Annotated in this window: 15 protein-coding genes; 11 read left to right on the top strand and 4 right to left on the bottom strand. The window is 72.2% G+C overall.

The window, feature by feature from the left end; genetic code table 11:
• Positions 1-35 precede the first annotated feature (35 nt).
• Entirely contained in the window at positions 36-1,265 is a 1,230-nt protein-coding gene (locus AB0O40_RS00295) for a DUF349 domain-containing protein (RefSeq protein ID WP_365034020.1), read from the bottom strand.
• Positions 1,266-1,440: 175 nt separating this feature from the next.
• The gene (locus AB0O40_RS00300) at positions 1,441-2,226 is read right to left on the bottom strand and encodes a peptidylprolyl isomerase (RefSeq protein WP_365034022.1); all 786 of its coding nucleotides are present in this window, start codon (positions 2,224-2,226) and stop codon (positions 1,441-1,443) included.
• A 152-nt stretch (positions 2,227-2,378) separates the two neighbouring features.
• Between AB0O40_RS00300 and AB0O40_RS00305 the strand changes: the two genes are divergently transcribed.
• The 5 genes from AB0O40_RS00305 to AB0O40_RS00325 all read left to right on the top strand — a co-directional run bounded on the left by AB0O40_RS00305 (position 2,379) and on the right by AB0O40_RS00325 (position 7,311).
• Complete coding sequence (locus AB0O40_RS00305) at positions 2,379-3,089, top strand: MBL fold metallo-hydrolase (protein ID WP_365034024.1); 711 nt, start codon at positions 2,379-2,381, stop codon at positions 3,087-3,089.
• Between the two features lie 10 nt (positions 3,090-3,099).
• Positions 3,100-4,362, top strand: coding sequence for a histidine--tRNA ligase (gene hisS / locus AB0O40_RS00310; RefSeq protein ID WP_365034026.1), 1,263 nt, complete (start codon positions 3,100-3,102; stop codon positions 4,360-4,362).
• Positions 4,363-4,476: 114 nt separating this feature from the next.
• Positions 4,477-5,082, top strand: a complete 606-nt coding sequence (locus AB0O40_RS00315) for a vitamin K epoxide reductase family protein (protein ID WP_365034027.1) — start codon at positions 4,477-4,479, stop codon at positions 5,080-5,082.
• A gap of 60 nt (positions 5,083-5,142) precedes the next feature.
• The gene (locus AB0O40_RS00320) at positions 5,143-6,498 is read left to right on the top strand and encodes a replication-associated recombination protein A (RefSeq protein WP_365034029.1); all 1,356 of its coding nucleotides are present in this window, start codon (positions 5,143-5,145) and stop codon (positions 6,496-6,498) included.
• A 90-nt stretch (positions 6,499-6,588) separates the two neighbouring features.
• Positions 6,589-7,311: an HNH endonuclease family protein gene (locus AB0O40_RS00325; protein ID WP_365034031.1), complete on the top strand. Its 723-nt coding sequence runs from the start codon at positions 6,589-6,591 to the stop codon at positions 7,309-7,311.
• 12 nt (positions 7,312-7,323) lie between these two features.
• Here AB0O40_RS00325 and AB0O40_RS00330 read toward each other — a convergent pair whose 3' ends face one another.
• The gene (locus AB0O40_RS00330) at positions 7,324-8,223 is read right to left on the bottom strand and encodes a DUF2470 domain-containing protein (protein WP_365034033.1); all 900 of its coding nucleotides are present in this window, start codon (positions 8,221-8,223) and stop codon (positions 7,324-7,326) included.
• Positions 8,224-8,278: 55 nt separating this feature from the next.
• Between AB0O40_RS00330 and rpsD the strand changes: the two genes are divergently transcribed.
• Positions 8,279-8,890: a 30S ribosomal protein S4 gene (rpsD, locus tag AB0O40_RS00335; protein ID WP_365034035.1), complete on the top strand. Its 612-nt coding sequence runs from the start codon at positions 8,279-8,281 to the stop codon at positions 8,888-8,890.
• A gap of 57 nt (positions 8,891-8,947) precedes the next feature.
• Here the strand turns inward: rpsD and AB0O40_RS00340 are convergent, their stop codons facing one another.
• On the bottom strand, positions 8,948-11,086 hold the full coding sequence (locus AB0O40_RS00340) for a tetratricopeptide repeat protein (RefSeq protein ID WP_365034036.1): 2,139 nt from the start codon (positions 11,084-11,086) through the stop codon (positions 8,948-8,950).
• Positions 11,087-11,221: 135 nt separating this feature from the next.
• Between AB0O40_RS00340 and AB0O40_RS00345 the strand changes: the two genes are divergently transcribed.
• The 5 genes from AB0O40_RS00345 to mltG all read left to right on the top strand — a co-directional run bounded on the left by AB0O40_RS00345 (position 11,222) and on the right by mltG (position 17,080).
• On the top strand, positions 11,222-11,650 hold the full coding sequence (locus AB0O40_RS00345) for a DUF948 domain-containing protein (protein ID WP_365034038.1): 429 nt from the start codon (positions 11,222-11,224) through the stop codon (positions 11,648-11,650).
• Between the two features lie 7 nt (positions 11,651-11,657).
• Entirely contained in the window at positions 11,658-12,020 is a 363-nt protein-coding gene (locus AB0O40_RS00350) for a DUF6167 family protein (protein ID WP_365034040.1), read from the top strand.
• A complete protein-coding gene (gene alaS, locus AB0O40_RS00355; protein WP_365034042.1) occupies positions 12,020-14,689 on the top strand; it encodes an alanine--tRNA ligase in 2,670 nt (889 codons plus the stop codon). Before AB0O40_RS00350 ends, alaS begins: the two co-directional genes overlap by 1 nt.
• Position 14,690: 1 nt before the next feature.
• Positions 14,691-15,161, top strand: a complete 471-nt coding sequence (gene ruvX / locus AB0O40_RS00360; RefSeq protein ID WP_365034044.1) for a Holliday junction resolvase RuvX — start codon at positions 14,691-14,693, stop codon at positions 15,159-15,161.
• Positions 15,162-15,283: 122 nt separating this feature from the next.
• Positions 15,284-17,080: an endolytic transglycosylase MltG gene (gene mltG, locus AB0O40_RS00365; protein WP_365034046.1), complete on the top strand. Its 1,797-nt coding sequence runs from the start codon at positions 15,284-15,286 to the stop codon at positions 17,078-17,080.
• Positions 17,081-17,083: the final 3 nt, after the last annotated feature.

Genomic DNA, 17,083 nt, shown 5'->3' on the forward strand with positions numbered 1-17,083 from the left:
CCTTCGAACCGGGGCCCCTGCGCGTGCGGCCGGGATCAGCCGCCGAACTCCTCGAGGCCCTTGAGGGCCTGGTCGAGCAGGGCCTGGCGGCCCTCGAGCTCACGCGCCAGCTTGTCGGCCTTGGCGTCCTGGCCGGCCGCGCGGGCCGTGTCGATCTGCTTCTGGAGCTTGTCGACGGCGTCCTGGAGCTGACCGGTCAGACCCGCGGCGCGGGCCCGCGCCTCCGGGTTGGTCCGGCGCCACTCGGCCTCCTCGGACTCCTGGATGGCCCGCTCGACGGCGTGCATCCGGCCCTCGACCTTGGGACGGGCGTCCCGCGGCACGTGGCCGATGGCCTCCCAGCGCTCGTTGACGGAACGGAAGGCCGCCCGGGCCGCCTTCAGGTCCGTCACCGGGACGAGCTTCTCGGCCTCCTCGGCCAGCTCCTCCTTCAGCTTGAGGTTCTCCGCCTGCTCCGCGTCACGCTCGGCGAACACCTCGCCGCGGGCCGCGAAGAAGACGTCCTGGGCGCCGCGGAAGCGGTTCCACAGCTCGTCCTCCGACTCGCGCTGGGCGCGGCCGGCGGCCTTCCAGTCCGCCATCAGCTCGCGGTACCGGGCGGCCGTGGGGCCCCAGTCCGTCGAGCCGGACAGCGACTCGGCCTCGGCGACCAGCTTCTCCTTGACCTTGCGGGCGTCCTCCCGCTGCGCGTCCAGCGACGCGAAGTGGGCCTTGCGGCGCTTGGAGAAGGCCGAGCGGGCGTGCGAGAAGCGGTGCCACAGCTCGTCGTCCGACTTGCGGTCGAGCCGGGGCAGGCCCTTCCAGGTGTCCACCAGGGCCCGCAGCCGCTCGCCCGCCGACCGCCACTGGTCGCTCTGCGCCAGCTCCTCGGCCTCGGCGACCAGCGCCTCCTTGGCGTGCTTCGACTCGTCCGTCTGCTTGGCCTTGGCGACCTTGCGCTCCTCGCGGCGCGACTCGACGGTCGCGACCAGCTTGTCCAGGCGCGTGCGCAGCGCGTCGAGGTCGCCCACGGCGTGGTGCTCCTCGACCTGCTGGCGCAGGTGGTCGATCGCCGTCGTGGCGTCCTTGGCGGACAGGTCGGTGGTCCGCACCCGCCGTTCGAGGAGGCCGATCTCGACCACCAGGCCCTCGTACTTGCGCTCGAAGTAGGCCAGGGCCTCCTCAGGGGTGCCCGCCTGCCACGATCCGACGACCTTCTCGCCCTCGGCAGTACGCACGTACACGGTGCCCGTCTCGTCGACGCGGCCCCACGGGTCGCTGCTCACAGCGCCTCCTCCACCTGATGCCTGCAAGCGGGGGGAACACCCCCTCGGCATCGTCCACAGTTTCCTGGGGCGGGCAGCGGCCCGCCCTGCACAACGCCAACATAGGCGAACGCCGGGCCGCCTGTCCGCATCCAGCGCGACGGAAAATCGGCGGCGGCCCGGGCTTCCGCCCCGGTCAGTCCTTCGTGACGGTCGCCTTCTGGACGGTGACCGCCGTCTTGGGGGCGCCGTCGGTGGCCCCGCCGGCCACTCCCGCCTTGGCGACGTTCTCGACCGTCTTGAGACCGGCCGCGTCCATGGTGCCGAACGGCGTGTAGGACGGCGGCAGCTTCGAGTCCTTGTAGACGAGGAAGAACTGGCTGCCGCCGGTGTGCGGGGCGCTCGTGTTCGCCATCGCCACGGCGCCGGCCGGGTAGGTGACCGTGCCGTCCGCGCCGGCCTTGCCCAGGCCGTCCAGGTTCTCGTCCGGGATGGTGTAGCCGGGGCCGCCGCTGCCGGTGCCCTGCGGGTCGCCGCACTGGAGCACGAAGATGCCGGCCGTGGTCAGGCGGTGGCACTTGGTCTTGTCGAAGTAGCCCTGGTCGGCCAGCGACTTGAACGAGTTGACCGTGTGCGGGGTCTTCGCGGCGTCCATGGCGATCTTGATCTCGCCCTGGTCGGTCTTGATCGCGAAGGTGTACTTCGCCTTCTGGTCGATCGCCATCTTCGGCTCGGGCTTCCCCGAGGGCGTGGCCGAGGGGGTGGCCGACGGGGACGGGCTCGCGGCGGGCTGGGCCGTGGCGTCCTTCTTGTCGAAGACGCCGGCGGCGACGGTCGCCACCACGGCCGCGACCACCACCGCCACGGCCGAGCCGATGACGGCCGCCCGCTTGCGCGCCTCGCGCTGGGCCTTGACCCTGCGCTCCTGCTGGCGCTCGAACTTCTCCCTGGCGTTCTTCCGCCGCTGATCGCTGCTGACCACCGGGTCGTCTCCTTGTGGCTCTCGGGTACCGCTGTCCGGGCTGGGTACGCCGTACCGTATATGGGTTACCTGTGAGATGAGCAGCGCCGGTAGGCTCTGACCTGCTGCCATCACCAGCGCAGGCACCAGCCGATGACGATCTAAGGACGAACGTGCTCATTGCCGGGTTCCCCGCCGGGGCCTGGGGGACCAACTGTTACGTGGTCGCCCCCGCCGCCGGTGAGGAGTGCGTGATCATCGACCCGGGCCACCAGGCCGCCCAGGGCGTCGAGGACACGCTGAAGAAGCATCGGCTCAAGCCCGTCGCGGTCGTCCTCACCCACGGCCACATCGACCACGTGGCCTCGGTGGTCCCGGTCTGCGGGGCGCACGACGTCCCCGCGTGGATCCACCCGGACGACCGCTACATGATGAGCGACCCCGAAAAGGCCCTCGGCCGCTCCATCGGCATGCCGCTGATGGGGGAGCTGACCGTGGGGGAGCCCGACGACGTCCGTGAGCTCACGGACGGCAGCAAGCTGAGCCTCGCCGGTCTGGACTTCTCCGTCGCGCACGCGCCCGGGCATACCAAGGGGTCGGTGACCTTCCGGATGCCGGAGGCCGCGGACGTCCCGTCCGTGTTCTTCTCCGGCGACCTGCTCTTCGCCGGCTCCATCGGACGCACCGACCTGCCCGGCGGCTCCCACGCCGAGATCCTCGAGTCGCTGGCCCGGGTGTGCCTGCCGCTCGACGACTCGACCGTGGTGCTGTCCGGCCACGGTCCCCAGACCACCATCGGCCGTGAGCGCGCGACCAACCCCTACCTGAGGGAAGTCGCCGCCGGCCTCGGAGGCGGCACCGCCGCTCCGCGACGAGGAATGTGACGAGACTTCCGTGAGCACCTTCAAGGCCCCCAAGGGCACGTACGACCTGATCCCGCCGTACTCCGCGAAGTACCTGGCGGTCCGCGAGGCCATCTCCGGCCCGCTGCGCCGGTCCGGGTACGGCTACGTCGAGACGCCCGGCTTCGAGGACGTGGACCTCTTCGCCCGCGGTGTCGGCGAGTCGACCGACATCGTGACCAAGGAGATGTACACCCTCACCACCAAGGGCGGGGCCAGCCTGGCACTGCGCCCGGAGGGCACCGCCTCCGTGCTGCGCGCGGCGCTGGAGGCCAACATGCACAAGGCCGGCGGGCTGCCGGTCAAGCTCTGGTACTCCGGTTCGTACTACCGCTACGAGCGCCCGCAGAAGGGCCGCTACCGCCACTTCTCGCAGGTCGGCGCCGAGGCCATCGGGGCCGAGGACCCGGCGCTGGACGCCGAGCTGATCATCCTGGCCGACCAGGCGTACCGCTCGCTGGGTCTGCGCGACTTCCGCATCCTGCTCAACTCCCTGGGCGACAAGGAGTGCCGGCCGGTCTACCGCGAGGCGCTGCAGGGCTTCCTGCGCGAGCTGGACCTGGACGAGGAGACCGTCCGCCGGATCGAGATCAACCCGCTGCGGGTGCTGGACGACAAGCGCGAGGCGGTGCAGAAGCAGCTGACCGGCGCGCCGATGCTGCGCGACTACCTCTGCGAGGCCTGCAAGGCCTACCACGAGGAGGTCCGCGAGCTGATCACGGCCGCCGGGGTGGTCTTCGAGGACGACCCCAAGCTGGTGCGCGGCCTGGACTACTACACCCGCACCACCTTCGAGTTCGTCCACGACGGCCTGGGCTCGCAGTCCGCGGTCGGCGGCGGCGGCCGCTACGACGGCCTCTCCGAGATGATCGGCGGCCCCGCGCTGCCGTCGGTGGGCTGGGCGCTGGGCGTGGACCGCACGGTCCTGGCCCTGGAGGCCGAGGGCATCGAGCTGGACATCCCGCCGACCACCGAGGTCTTCGCGGTGGCGCTGGGCGACCAGGCGCGCCGGGTGCTCTTCGCCGCCGTCACCGAGCTGCGCAAGGCGGGGGTCGCGGCCGACTTCTCGTACGGCGGCAAGGGCCTCAAGGGCGCCATGAAGGACGCGAACCGGTCGGGGGCGCGGTTCACCGTCGTCGCCGGGGAGCGGGACCTCGCCGAGGGCGTGGTGCAGCTCAAGGACATGGAGTCGGGCGAGCAGGTCTCGGTGCCCGTCGCCGACCTGGTGGCCTCGGTCCGGGCCAGGCTGGTCTGACGCGTCCGGGCCGGCCCCGCGGGGCCGGCCCCGGCCGTCCGACCTCGCCGTACGGCACAATGGCCGTGCCCGGCACGGGCCGGCCACCGATACGGACGGGGAACGACGCACGCCATGAGCACAGCAGGGGTGGAGACCAGAAGGACCGTCGGCGGCAGCAGGGCGCTGGCCGTACTGCTCCTGATCACCGGCGCGGCGGGCCTGCTGGCCGCCTGGGTGATCACGATCGACAAGTTCAAGCTGCTGGAGGACCCGGACTTCGTCCCGGGCTGCAGCCTGAACCCGGTCGTCGCCTGCGGCAACATCATGAAGAGCGACCAGGCCTCCGCCTTCGGCTTCCCGAACCCGATGCTCGGCCTGGTCTCCTACGGCATCGTGATCTGCGTCGGCATGAGCCTGCTGGCGGGGGCCCGCTTCGGGCGCTGGTACTGGCTGACCTTCAACGCCGGCACCCTCTTCGGCGTGGCCTTCTGCACCTGGCTCCAGTACCAGTCGCTGTACAACATCAACTCGCTCTGCCTGTGGTGCTGCCTGGCCTGGGTCGCGACGATCTTCCTCTTCTGGTACGTCACCGCGCACAACGTCCGCCACGGCCTGCTGCCCGCGCCCGGCTGGCTCAGGTCCTTCCTGGACGAGTTCGCCTGGGTGCCTCCGGTGCTGCACGTCGGGATCATCGGCATGCTGATCCTGACCCGCTGGTGGGACTTCTGGACCTCCTGAGCCGGTCCGCCGGGGACGGGCCGGGCGGGGTTGTCGGACCCCTGCAATAGGCTCGTGGGTGTGGAACCCGATCTCTTCACCGCAGCTGCCGAGGACCGCCAGGAGAAGGACCCGGCGAGCTCCCCGCTCGCCGTCCGCATGCGCCCCCGCACCCTCGACGAGGTGGTGGGCCAGCAGCACCTGCTCAAGCCCGGCTCGCCGCTGCGCCGCCTGGTCGGCGACGGCAGCGGCGGTCCGGCCGGCGCCTCCTCGGTGATCCTGTGGGGGCCGCCCGGGATCGGCAAGACCACCTTGGCGTACGTGGTCAGCCAGGCCACCCAGAAGCGGTTCGTGGAGCTGTCCGCGATCACCGCGGGCGTCAAGGAGGTGCGCGCCGTCATCGAGGGCGCCCGCCGGGCGGCCGGCGGGTACGGCAAGGAGACCGTCCTCTTCCTCGACGAGATCCACCGCTTCAGCAAGGCCCAGCAGGACTCCCTGCTGCCGGCCGTGGAGAACCGCTGGGTGACGCTGATCGCGGCCACCACCGAGAACCCGTACTTCTCGGTGATCTCCCCGCTGCTCTCCCGCTCCCTGCTGCTGACGCTGGAGCCGCTGACCGACGAGGACCTGTCGGGGCTGATGCGGCGGGCGCTCACCGAGGAGCGCGGGCTGGGCGGCGCGGTCACCCTCCCCGCGGACGCGGAGGCGCACCTGCTGCGGATCGCCGGCGGGGACGCGCGGCGCGCGCTGACCGCGCTGGAGGCGGGGGCCGGCTCGGCGATCGCCAAGGGCGAGCCCGAGATCACCCTCCAGACGGTGGAGGAGGCGGTGGACCGGGCCGCCGTGAAGTACGACAAGGACGGCGACCAGCACTACGACGTCGCCTCCGCGCTGATCAAGTCCATCCGGGGCTCGGACGTGGACGCCGCGCTGCACTACCTGGCCCGGATGATCGAGGCGGGGGAGGACCCCCGCTTCATCGCGCGCCGGCTGATGATCTCGGCGAGCGAGGACATCGGCCTGGCGGACCCGACCGCCCTGCCGACCGCCGTCGCGGCGGCCCAGGCGGTGGCGCTGATCGGCTTCCCCGAGGCCGCGCTGACCCTCTCGCACGCCACCATCGCGCTGGCGCTGGCGCCCAAGTCCAACACCGCCACGACGGCGATCGGGGCGGCCCTGGCCGATGTCCGGGCCGGGCTGGCGGGGCCGGTACCGGCGCATCTGAGGGACGGGCACTACAAGGGGGCGGCCAAGCTGGGCCACGCCCAGGGGTACGTCTACCCGCACGACGTGCCGGGGGGCATCGCGGCGCAGCAGTACGCGCCCGACGCCGTCCACGGCCGCCGCTACTACGAACCGACCCGCTACGGCGCCGAGGCCCGGTACGCCGACGTGGTGGAGCGCGTCCGCACCCGTCTCCGGGGCGAGACGCCCTAGTCGAGCGCCGGCGGGGCCGGATCTGCCCCCGGTGGGCTGGATGGGGGAGGGCCTGGTTGGGGGGTGGGGGGAGGGGGAAGCGGTGTGCGCATGGGAATCGGGTGCACCCGGTGGCGAGCCGTGGTCGGGGTGGTGGTCGTCGCGGCGACCGCCGGGTGCCAGCACGGCGGCCCCGCGGACGCGGCGCGGGCATCGGCCGCGGCGCTGGTCGGCCGGGTGCCCCTCAAGAGCGCGGGCTTCCCGCCGGACGCCCCCGAGGCCCGGGCCCAGCTGGCCGGGCTCACCGTCGCCTGGGGCAAGAACTGGCAGACGTACCGGCGCGAGGAGTTCGGCCGGACCTGGTCCGACGAGACCGATGCCCCCGGCGGCCGCAACGGCTGCGACACCCGTGACGACGTGCTCCGCCGGGACCTGGCGCAGCTGAAGGTCGGCGACCGCAACCCCTGCGTGGTCCTCTCGGGCGTCCTGCACGACCCGTACACCGGCAAGGAGCTGCCGTACTCCTACCGCCGCGCCTCCCAGATCCAGACCGACCACGTCGTCGCGCTCGGCGCGGCCTGGCGGGCCGGGGCCTACGCGTGGACCCCCGCGCGCCGGCTGACGTACGCCAACGACCTCGACGTCCTGCTCGCCGCCGACAAGCAGACCAACTACGACAAGGGCAGCCTGACCGCGGACAAGTGGCGCCCGCCGCGGCGGGCGTACTGGTGCGAGTACGCCCGCCGGTACACCGGGATCAAGCACAAGTACGCGCTGAGCGTCACGCCCCCGGAGAAGACCGCCCTCGCCGAGCTGCTGGCCACCTGCCCGTAGGGCCCGGGCGGCTCAGGCGGACGCCGCCTCGAAGAGCTGGTGCATGGCCCGGCGCAGGCCGTGCACGTCCCGGACCGGCTCCGGGAAGTCGAAGCGGGCGTCGAAGGGCCGGTCCCCGGTGAGCCGGACCCGCAGTCCGAGGCGGTCCAGGGCCAGCGGCACCGCGCGGCGCCCGCCGCCGTCCGCCCGGCCGCCCAGCAGCGCGCACAGCCCCTGCATCCGGTCGCCGTGCGCCGCGGCCAGGTGCTGGAGCAGCTCCGTCTCGTAGGGGGACAGCGGATCGGGCTCGGCCGCGGCCAGCTCGCCCGGGTCCACCGTCTCGGCGCCCCACAGGTCGTCGACCGTGATCTCGCCGACCTCCAGGCGCAGCAGCCGCCACGGCGGCCGGGGCCCGTCCGGGTCCAGGTCCAGCAGTTCCTCCACCGGGTGCCGGTCGGCCAGCAGCGCGGCGGCCACCGCCCGGTCGTCCCCGCGCACCGGGGTCAGCCATCCGGCGAGCACCGCACGGGCCCGGATACGATGGGGCACGGACACCGGCGCCACGTCCGTGATCTCGATCACGGCCGGGAGGTCGTCGTCCTGGGCGTGAGCGGCCGCCCTGGCAGCCGCGGATTCCCCTGGCACAAGGAGAATCACGTCCCCGTCCGGGGTGACGGTCCGTGTGGCCCGCATCCCTGTCCCGAGGTCTTCCAGCTCACGGGCGCACCGCGCGTCACGAGCACCCGGCAGAGTGAGGGATACTGAGGCGTTGGACTCAACGAGGGTTCGTACGCGCTCGGCTCCGGTGAGCTGTCGAGCGCCTTCCCTGGGACGCGGCTGACCTTGCTTAACGTCGTCGTCAGCGGACGTGGATACAAATTCGTCCGAACTGCGATGCGCACTGGGCAGGGGGATCCCATGTGGTCGAGACATTACGTCCTCCTCGCTAAGGTAAGCCTCACCTAACTTACATGGAGGTAGGTTCCCCGTGAACCAGAAGCGACCCAAGGTCAAGAAGTCTCGCGCCCTCGGTATTGCTCTGACGCCGAAGGCCGTCAAGTACTTCGAGGCTCGCCCCTACCCGCCGGGCGAGCACGGCCGCGGCCGCAAGCAGAACTCGGACTACAAGGTCCGCCTGCTCGAGAAGCAGCGTCTGCGCGCTCAGTACGACATCTCCGAGAAGCAGATGGCCCGCGCGTACGACCGCGCGAAGAAGGCCGAGGGCAAGACGGGCGAGGCGCTGGTCGTCGAGCTCGAGCGCCGTCTCGACGCCCTGGTGCTGCGTTCGGGCATCGCCCGCACCATCTACCAGGCCCGTCAGATGGTCGTCCACGGCCACATCGAGGTCAACGGTGGCAAGGTCGACAAGCCGTCGTTCCGCGTCCGTCCCGACGACATCGTGACGGTCCGCGAGCGCAGCCGCGACAAGCACCCGTTCCAGGTCGCCCGTGAGGGTGGCTACGCGGGTGAGGGCGAGACCCCTCGCTACCTGCAGGTCAACCTGAAGGCCCTGGCCTTCCGCATGGACCGCGACCCGAACCGCAAGGAAATCCCGGTCATCTGCGACGAGCAGCTCGTCGTCGAGTACTACGCCCGCTGATCACCCGCTGATCGAGGGGCACCCCCCGGCTCCGGCCGGGGGAGTAGCACTCACCCGTCAAGCCCGTCGGCTCCCTTCCCGGGAGCCGGCGGGCTTGCCGCTTGTCGGGGCCCCGCCCACCCGTGGCGCCGGCAGCGGCGAGCTCCGCCGGGGCGGGCCGTCCAGGGCCCGCGCCACCAGCGCGTCCAGCCCCAGCCCCCGGCCCTCCCGGGCCAGTGCGGCGTACCGCTGCGCGCCCAGCGCCTCGCCCGCCTGCTCCTCGCAGGCCAGCCGGGGCGCGTTGAAGTACCCCGAGCCGAAGAGCTGGAGCCCCACCGAGCCCCAGACCGGCTCCGCGCCGCCCTGGAGCACCGCGGCCTCCGCCGGATGCCCCTCGGCCACCGTCACCAGGGCCAGCAGCTCGATCGCCAGCACCAGCCCGAGCAGGTCGTGGAAGGCGTGGTTGATGGTCACGCACTCCGCCAGCAGGCTCCGCGCCTCGCGCAGCTCCCCGGCGGTCAGGGCCGCGTACCCCAGCACGTAGAGCGCGTACGCCCGGCTCCACCGCTCCCCGCGGTCCTCGCAGATCTCCCGCACCTCGTGGCACAGCCGCAGCGCCTCGGGCATGTCCCCCTGGAAGGCCAGCGCCATCGCCAGCTCCACCTGGCACATCAGCACGTTGCTGTTGAGCTCGCCGATCTCCCGGTACTGCACCAGCGCCGCACCCAGCAGCTCCCGGGCCCGCTCCATGTCGTCCGAGACCAGTGCCAGGCAGCCCATCCGGTGCACCGCGTACGCCGTCGCCACCCGGCTGCCGCTGCGCGCCGCGCCGTCCCGGCACTCGTGCAGCGCGCTCAGGGATGCCACCGCGTCGCCCTGGAGGGCGGCCACGTACCCCAGCACCCACAGCGCCTTCAGCCGCGAGCCCTCGTGGTCCGCGCCGCACTCCAGCGAGCGCTCCAGCCAGTGCCGGCCCTCGGTCAGCCGCCCGCAGCCGGCCCAGTAGAACCACAGCGTGCCGGCCAGGTACTGGCCGAGGTGGGCCTCCTGCGGATCGTCCAGGCAGTGCTCCAGCGCCAGCCGCAGGTTCGGCAGCTCGGCGTCGACCAGCGCCGCCACCTCCTGCTGCCGGGGGCTGAACCAGTCCAGCTCGCACCAGGTCGCCAGGCCCATGTACCAGTCCCGGTGCCGGCGCCGCAGCCGGTCCGCGTCACCCTGCGCGGCCAGCCAGCCCGCCCCGTACGCGCGTACGGTGTCCAGCATCCGGTAGCGCAGCCCGGCCGGGGTCTCCTCGCGGACCAGCAGGGACTGGGCCAGCAGCTCGGCCAGGACGTCCAGCACCGCGTCCGAGGGCAGGTCCGGGCCGCCGCAGACGTACTCCGCCGCGTCGAGGTCGAAGCGGCCGGCGAAGACCGAGAGCCGGGCCCACAGCAGCCGCTCCTGCGGGGTGCACAGTTCATGGCTCCAGCCCACCGCCGTGCGCAGCGTCCGGTGCCGCTCCGGCCCCCCGCGGGCGCCGCCGGTCAGCAGCTGGAAGCGGTCCTCCAGCCGGACCAGCACCTGCTCCACGGACAGCGCGCGCAGCCGGCCCGCCGCCAGCTCCAGGGCGAGCGGGATCCCGTCCAGCCGGGCGCACACCTCCGCCACCGTGCGTTCGTTCTCCCGGGTCACCGCGAAGCCGGGGGCCGCCGCCGCGGCCCGGGCCGCCAGCAGCTCCACCGCCTCGTCCCGGGCCAGCGGCGGCAGCGGGAAGAGCTGTTCACCGTCCAGGAGCAGCGGGCGCCGGCCGGCGGCCAGCACCCGCAGCCCCGGGGCCCGCAGCAGCAGCTCCCGGACCAGGCCGGCGCAGGGCTCCACCAGCTGCTCGAAGCCGTCCAGCACGAGCAGCAGCTCCTGCCCGGCCAGGTGCTCGGCCAGGACGGTGCGCAGCGGGCGGGTGGTGTGGTCGGTCAGCCCCAGCGCCCCGGCCAGGGCGAGTTCCAGCAGCTCCGGGTCGCGCACCGCCGACAGGTCGGCCAGCCGGGCGCCGTCGCAGTAGCGTTCCTGCACCGCGTGCGCGGCACGCAGCGCGAACCGGGTCTTGCCCACCCCGCCGACACCGGTCACCGTCACCAGCCGCCCGCGCTCCAGCAGCCGTGCGGCCTCGGCGAGTTCGGCACCCCGCCCGACGAACGCGTTGAGCTCCGAGGGAAGATTGCCGTACGTCCTTGCTCGCATGGGACACGGAGCGTACTGCTCCGGATGCGCTGCGTACAAGGCGGGCCCCGCGCCCCCGGAATTCCGGTAGGGCGGCGGACCCCCGGCGCGATAGGGTCGGGGGACGAGTTTTCTTTGATCAGGGAGCGGTGGAACGTGTCCGGTGGAGAGGTGGCCGGGATCCTGGTGGCCGTCTTCTGGGCGATCCTGGTCTCGTTCCTCGCCGTGGTTCTGGTGAGGCTGGCCCAGACGCTCAAGGCGACCACCCGGCTGGTGGCGGACGTGACTGAGCAGGCCGTCCCGCTGCTGGCGGAGGCCTCCACGACCGTCCGCTCCGCGCGCACCCAGCTCGACAAGGTCGACGCCATCGCAAGCGACGTCCAGGAGGTCACCTCCAACGCCTCGGCGCTCTCCTCGACCGTGGCCTCCGCCTTCGGCGGCCCGCTGGTCAAGGTGGCCGCCTTCGGCTACGGGGTGCGCCGGGCACTGGGCCGGACGGATGAGGTGCCCCCGCGGGCATCCCGGCGTACGGTGATCGTCGGACGCACCGTCCCGCCCGCCCGGCGCCGGAAGCAGAAGGACTGAGACCGCGATGTTCCGCCGTACCTTCTGGTTCACCGCAGGCGCCGCCGCGGGCGTGTGGGCCACCACCAAGGTCAACCGCAAGATCAAGGCGCTGACCCCCGAGAGCCTTGCCGCCCAGGCCGCGGACAAGGCGCTCGAGGCGGGCCACCGCCTCAAGGACTTCGCCCTCGACATCAAGGCCGGTATGGCCCAGCGCGAGGACGAGCTGAACGACGCACTCGGCCTGCACCACGACCCGGAGCAGGCCCGGGAGCTCCCCGGCCCGCGGCGACGCGCGGCCATCGATTCGCCCGCGGCCGGGCGCACCGCCCGCCGCGAGGGCGCGCAGTACCCCCGACTGGATTCGTACAACCGGAATGAGGACCACTGATGGAGTCGGCTGAGATTCGCCGCCGCTGGCTGAGCTTCTTCGAGGAGCGCGGTCACACCGTCGTCCCTTCGGCGTCGCTCATCGCGGACGACCCGACTCTGCTGCTGGTCAACGCGGGCATGGTCCCGTTCAAGCCGTACTTCCTCGGTGAGACCAAGCCGCCGGCCCCCCGGGCCACCAGCGTCCAGAAGTGCGTCCGCACCCCGGACATCGAAGAGGTCGGCAAGACCACCCGCCACGGCACGTTCTTCCAGATGTGCGGCAACTTCTCCTTCGGCGACTACTTCAAGGAAGGCGCCATCAAGCTCGCCTGGGAGCTGCTGACCAGCTCCGTGGCGGACGGCGGCTACGGCCTGGAGCCGGAGAAGCTCTGGATCACGGTCTACCTCGACGACGACGAGGCCGAGACGATCTGGCGGGACGTCGTCGGCGTCCCCGCCGAGCGGATCCAGCGCCTGGGCAAGAAGGACAACTTCTGGTCCATGGGCGTCCCGGGCCCCTGCGGCCCCTGCTCCGAGATCAACTACGACCGCGGCCCCGAGTTCGGCGTCGAGGGCGGCCCGGCCGTCAACGACGAGCGGTACGTGGAGATCTGGAACCTGGTCTTCATGCAGTACGAGCGGGGCGCCGGCGACGGCAAGGAGGACTTCCCGATCCTCGGCGACCTGCCGTCCAAGAACATCGACACCGGCCTCGGCCTCGAGCGCCTCGCGATGATCCTGCAGGGCGTGCAGAACATGTACGAGACCGACACCCTGCGCGTGGTCATGGAGAAGGCCACCGAGCTGACCGGGGTCGCCTACGGCGCGGCCAAGGACACGGACGTCTCGATGCGCGTGGTCGCCGACCACATGCGCACCTCCGTGATGCTGATCGGCGACGGCGTCACCCCGGGCAACGAGGGCCGCGGCTACGTGCTGCGCCGCATCATGCGCCGCGCCATCCGCAACATGCGCCTGATGGGCGCCACCGGCCCGGTCGTCCAGGAGCTGCTGGACGTCGTCATCGACACGATGGGGCAGCAGTACCCGGAGCTGGTCACCGACCGCAAGCGCATCGAGACCGTCGCGCTCGCCGAGGAGGCCGCCTTCCTCAAGGCCCTCAAGGGCGGCACGAACATCCTCGACACCGCCGTCACCGAGACCAAGGCCGCCGGCGGCACGGTCCTCTCCGGCGACAAGGCCTTCCTGCTCCACGACACCTGGGGCTTCCCGATCGACCTGACCCTCGAGATGGCCGCCGAGCAGGGGCTGTCCGTGGACGAGCCCGGCTTCCGCCGCCTCATGCAGGAGCAGCGCGACCGGGCCAAGGCCGACGCCAAGGCCAAGAAGACCGGCCACGCCGACGTCTCCGCCTACCGCGAGATCGCCGACGGCTCCGGCGCCACCGAGTTCACCGGCTACGGCACCACCGAGGGCGAGTCCACCGTCGTGGGCCTGCTGGTCAACGGCGTCCCCTCGCCCGCCGCCTCCGAGGGCGACGAGGTCGAGGTCGTCCTCGACCGCACCCCCTTCTACGCCGAGGGCGGCGGCCAGCTCGCCGACCAGGGCCGGATCCGCCTCGACAGCGGCGCGGTCATCGAGGTCCGCGACGTGCAGCAGCCGGTCCCGGGCGTCTCCGTGCACAAGGGCTCGGTCCAGGTCGGCGAGGTGACCGTGGGCGCCGCCGCCCACGCCGCCATCGACGTGCGCCGCCGCCGGGCCATCGCCCGCGCCCACTCGGCCACCCACCTGACCCACCAGGCGCTGCGCGACGCGCTCGGCCCGACCGCCGCCCAGGCCGGTTCGGAGAACTCCCCGGGCCGCTTCCGCTTCGACTTCGGCTCGCCCAACGCCGTGCCCGGCACCGTCCTGACCGACGTCGAGCAGAAGATCAACGAAGTCCTCTCCCGCGAGCTGGACGTCACCGCCGAGATCATGAGCATCGACGAGGCCAAGAAGCAGGGCGCCATCGCCGAGTTCGGCGAGAAGTACGGCGAGCGGGTCCGCGTGGTGACCATCGGCGACTTCTCCAAGGAGCTGTGCGGCGGCACGCACGTCGGCAACACCGCCCAGCTGGGCCTGGTGAAGCTGCTCGGCGAGTCCTCCATCGGCTCCGGCGTGCGCCGCGTCGAGGCCCTGGTCGGCGTGGACGCGTACAACTTCCTCGCCAAGGAGCACACGGTCGTCGCCCAGCTCCAGGAGCTGGTCAAGGGCCGCCCGGAGGAGCTGCCCGAGAAGATCTCCTCGATGCTGTCCAAGCTGAAGGACGCCGAAAAGGAGATCGAGAAGTTCCGCGCGGAGAAGGTCCTGCAGGCCGCCGCCGGGCTCGCCGAGGGCGCCCAGGACATCCGGGGCACCGCCCTGGTCGTCGGCCAGGTCCAGGACGGCACCTCCGCCGACGACCTGCGCAAGCTCGTCCTGGACGTGCGCGGCCGCATCCCGGCCGACCGGCCGGCCGTGGTCGCCCTCTTCACCGTGGCCAACGACCGCCCGCTGACCGTCATCGCCACCAACGAGGCCGCCCGCGAGCGCGGCCTGAAGGCCGGCGACCTGGTCCGTACGGCCGCCAAGACCCTCGGCGGCGGCGGTGGCGGCAAGCCGGACGTGGCCCAGGGCGGCGGCCAGCACGCCGCCGCGGTGCCCGAGGCCATCGCCGCGGTCGAGCGCCTGGTCGTGGAGACGGTCTGAGATGAGTCTGCGCCGCGGTCGACGCCTCGCGATCGACGTCGGTGACGCCCGGATCGGGGTCGCGTCCTGCGACCCCGACGGGGTGCTCGCCACCCCGGTGGAGACCGTGCCGGGACGTGACGTCCCGGCCGCCCACCGGCGGCTGCGCCAGCTGGTCGAGGAGTACGAACCCCTCGAGGTCGTGGTCGGTCTGCCCCGCTCGCTCAGCGGACGGGAAGGGCCGGCCGCGGTGAAGGTCCGCGCCTTCGCCGGCGAACTGGCCAAGGGCATCAAACCGGTGACGGTCCGTCTGGTGGACGAGCGGATGACCACGGTCACCGCCGCCCAGGGCCTGCGGGCCTCCGGCAAGAACGCCAAGAAGGGCCGCTCGGTCATCGACCAGGCAGCCGCTGTGGTGATCCTCCAGAACGCTCTTGAGACCGAACGGGTATCAGGTAATCCGCCCGGCGAGTGCGTCGAAGTGGTCATCTGATCGCGATACGGTAACGTTCCGCGCCATGTGGCGGCTTTCGAACAGCCGTCGCCCATGGATGAGGCGGACCGGAAGCCGCGGCAACCACGCCGCGGCCACCGTCTCGCGGCTCTAGGGGACCGATGACTGAGTATGGCCGGGGCACGGGCCCCGAACCGTGGCACCCTGACGACCCGCTGTACGGGGACCAGGGGTGGACCGGACACCACGCCCAGACCGGACACCACGCGCAGCCCGGGCAGCCGGCGGCCGGCGGCCAGGGCAGCTACCCGCAGCCCCAGCAGCCCCATCCGTATCCGGATCAGCAGCAGTACCCGCAGTACCCGGAGCAGCAGTATCCGGACAGCGGGCAGTACCCGGACCCCGCGCAGTTCCAGGGGTATCCGCAGCAGCCCCAGCACCCGCACCAGCCGCTCCAGCAGCCGGGCCACCCGCAGTACGCCGAGCAGCACCCGACGTACGCGGGCGGCCAGCAGTACCCGCAGGCCGACTGGCAGCAGCAGCACCACCCGGCCGACACCGGCACCGGGGCCTGGCAGGCCGCCGCGGCGGACCCGTACGGGCCGGGCCCGGCCGGGTACCCGGAGGAGACGCCCGACCCGTACGCCACCGACGGGGCCTACCCGCCCCCGCAGCCGCCGGGGCGGCGCCACCTGGTGCCGGAACCGGCGGGGGAGTGGCAGGAGGAGCAGGAACCGGCCACGGACGCGGACGCTCCGGATGCCGCGCAGGACGACCACGCCTTCTTCGCCGGCGGCGGGGACGACGACGGCGACGACGACGCCACGGGCCGCGGCGGCCGCAGCCGCCGCGGCGGCCGGGGTGGCGGTCGCAAACAGAAGAGCCGCAGCGGCGCCGCCTGCCTGATCGTCTCCCTCGTCCTGGTCGGCGGGGTCGGCGGCATCGGCTACTACGGCTACGACTTCCTCAAGACCAAGTTCGGCCCCGCCGGGGACTACGCCGGCGAGGGCAGCGGCTCCGCCGAGGTCGTGGTCAAGCCGGGCTCCGGGCTGGGCGAGATCGGCCGGGCCCTGAAGGCCGCCGGCGTGGTCAAGAGCGCCGAGGCGTTCGTCTCGGCCGCCCAGAACAGCGAGAAGCCCGTCCAGCCGGGCACCTACAGCCTCCGCAAGGAGATGTCGGGCGCCGCCGCCGTCAAGATGATGGTCAGCGGCGAGGCGCAGAACGTCGTCATGGTCAACCCGGGCATGCGCAACGCCGACGTCTACAAGGCCATCGACACGCGCCTCAAGCTCGCCCCGGGCACCACCGCCGGGGTGGCGAAGAAGCAGGTCAAGAACCTGGGCCTGCCGAGCTGGGTGCTGGGCGCCAAGGACCTCAAGGACCCGCTCGAGGGCTTCCTGTACCCGCAGCGCTACGACCTCAGCAGCGAGGAGAGCCCGGAGAAGCTGCTCAAGCAGATGGTCGCGAAGGCCGTCTCCAACTACCAGAGCCTCGGCTACGACGACGCGAAGGCGAAGTCCCTGGGCCTGAAGTCGCCGCTCGAGCTGATCACCGTCGCCAGCCTGGTGCAGGCCGAGGGCAACAACAAGCCGGACTTCGACAAGATCGCCCGGGTCGTCTACAACCGCCTGAAGCCGGGCAACACCGAGACCTACGGGCTGCTCGACTTCGACTCCACGGTCAATTACATCCGCAACTCCAGCACGCTCAACGTCGGTTCCGTGGACGAGATGCGCAAGGTCCACGACCCGTACAACACGTACTGGGTGCACGGCCTGCCGGCCGGCCCGATCGGCAACCCGGGCGAGGAGGCCCTGCACTCCGCCGTCAACCCGGCGACCGGCCCGTGGTACTACTTCGTCTCACTGAAGAACAAGACCCTGTTCGCGGTGACCAACGAAGAGCAGAACCGCAACCGGGCCCAGTACCAGCAAGAGCAGCAAGGCAGCGGAGGTTAGACA

The sequence above is a fragment of the Streptomyces sp. NPDC089919 genome, from assembly GCF_040684615.1.
GTDB lineage: Bacteria > Actinomycetota > Actinomycetes > Streptomycetales > Streptomycetaceae > Streptomyces.

Coding starts and splice junctions, on each gene's coding strand:
- AB0O40_RS00315 (WP_365034027.1), top strand. CDS start 4,477: ATGAGCACAGCAGGGGTGGAGACCAGAAGGACCGTCGGCGGCAGCAGG.
- AB0O40_RS00325 (WP_365034031.1), top strand. CDS start 6,589: ATGGGAATCGGGTGCACCCGGTGGCGAGCCGTGGTCGGGGTGGTGGTC.
- AB0O40_RS00330 (WP_365034033.1), bottom strand. CDS start 8,223: ATGTCTCGACCACATGGGATCCCCCTGCCCAGTGCGCATCGCAGTTCG.
- AB0O40_RS00340 (WP_365034036.1), bottom strand. CDS start 11,086: ATGCGAGCAAGGACGTACGGCAATCTTCCCTCGGAGCTCAACGCGTTC.
- AB0O40_RS00350 (WP_365034040.1), top strand. CDS start 11,658: ATGTTCCGCCGTACCTTCTGGTTCACCGCAGGCGCCGCCGCGGGCGTG.
- alaS (WP_365034042.1), top strand. CDS start 12,020: ATGGAGTCGGCTGAGATTCGCCGCCGCTGGCTGAGCTTCTTCGAGGAG.
- ruvX (WP_365034044.1), top strand. CDS start 14,691: ATGAGTCTGCGCCGCGGTCGACGCCTCGCGATCGACGTCGGTGACGCC.
- mltG (WP_365034046.1), top strand. CDS start 15,284: ATGACTGAGTATGGCCGGGGCACGGGCCCCGAACCGTGGCACCCTGAC.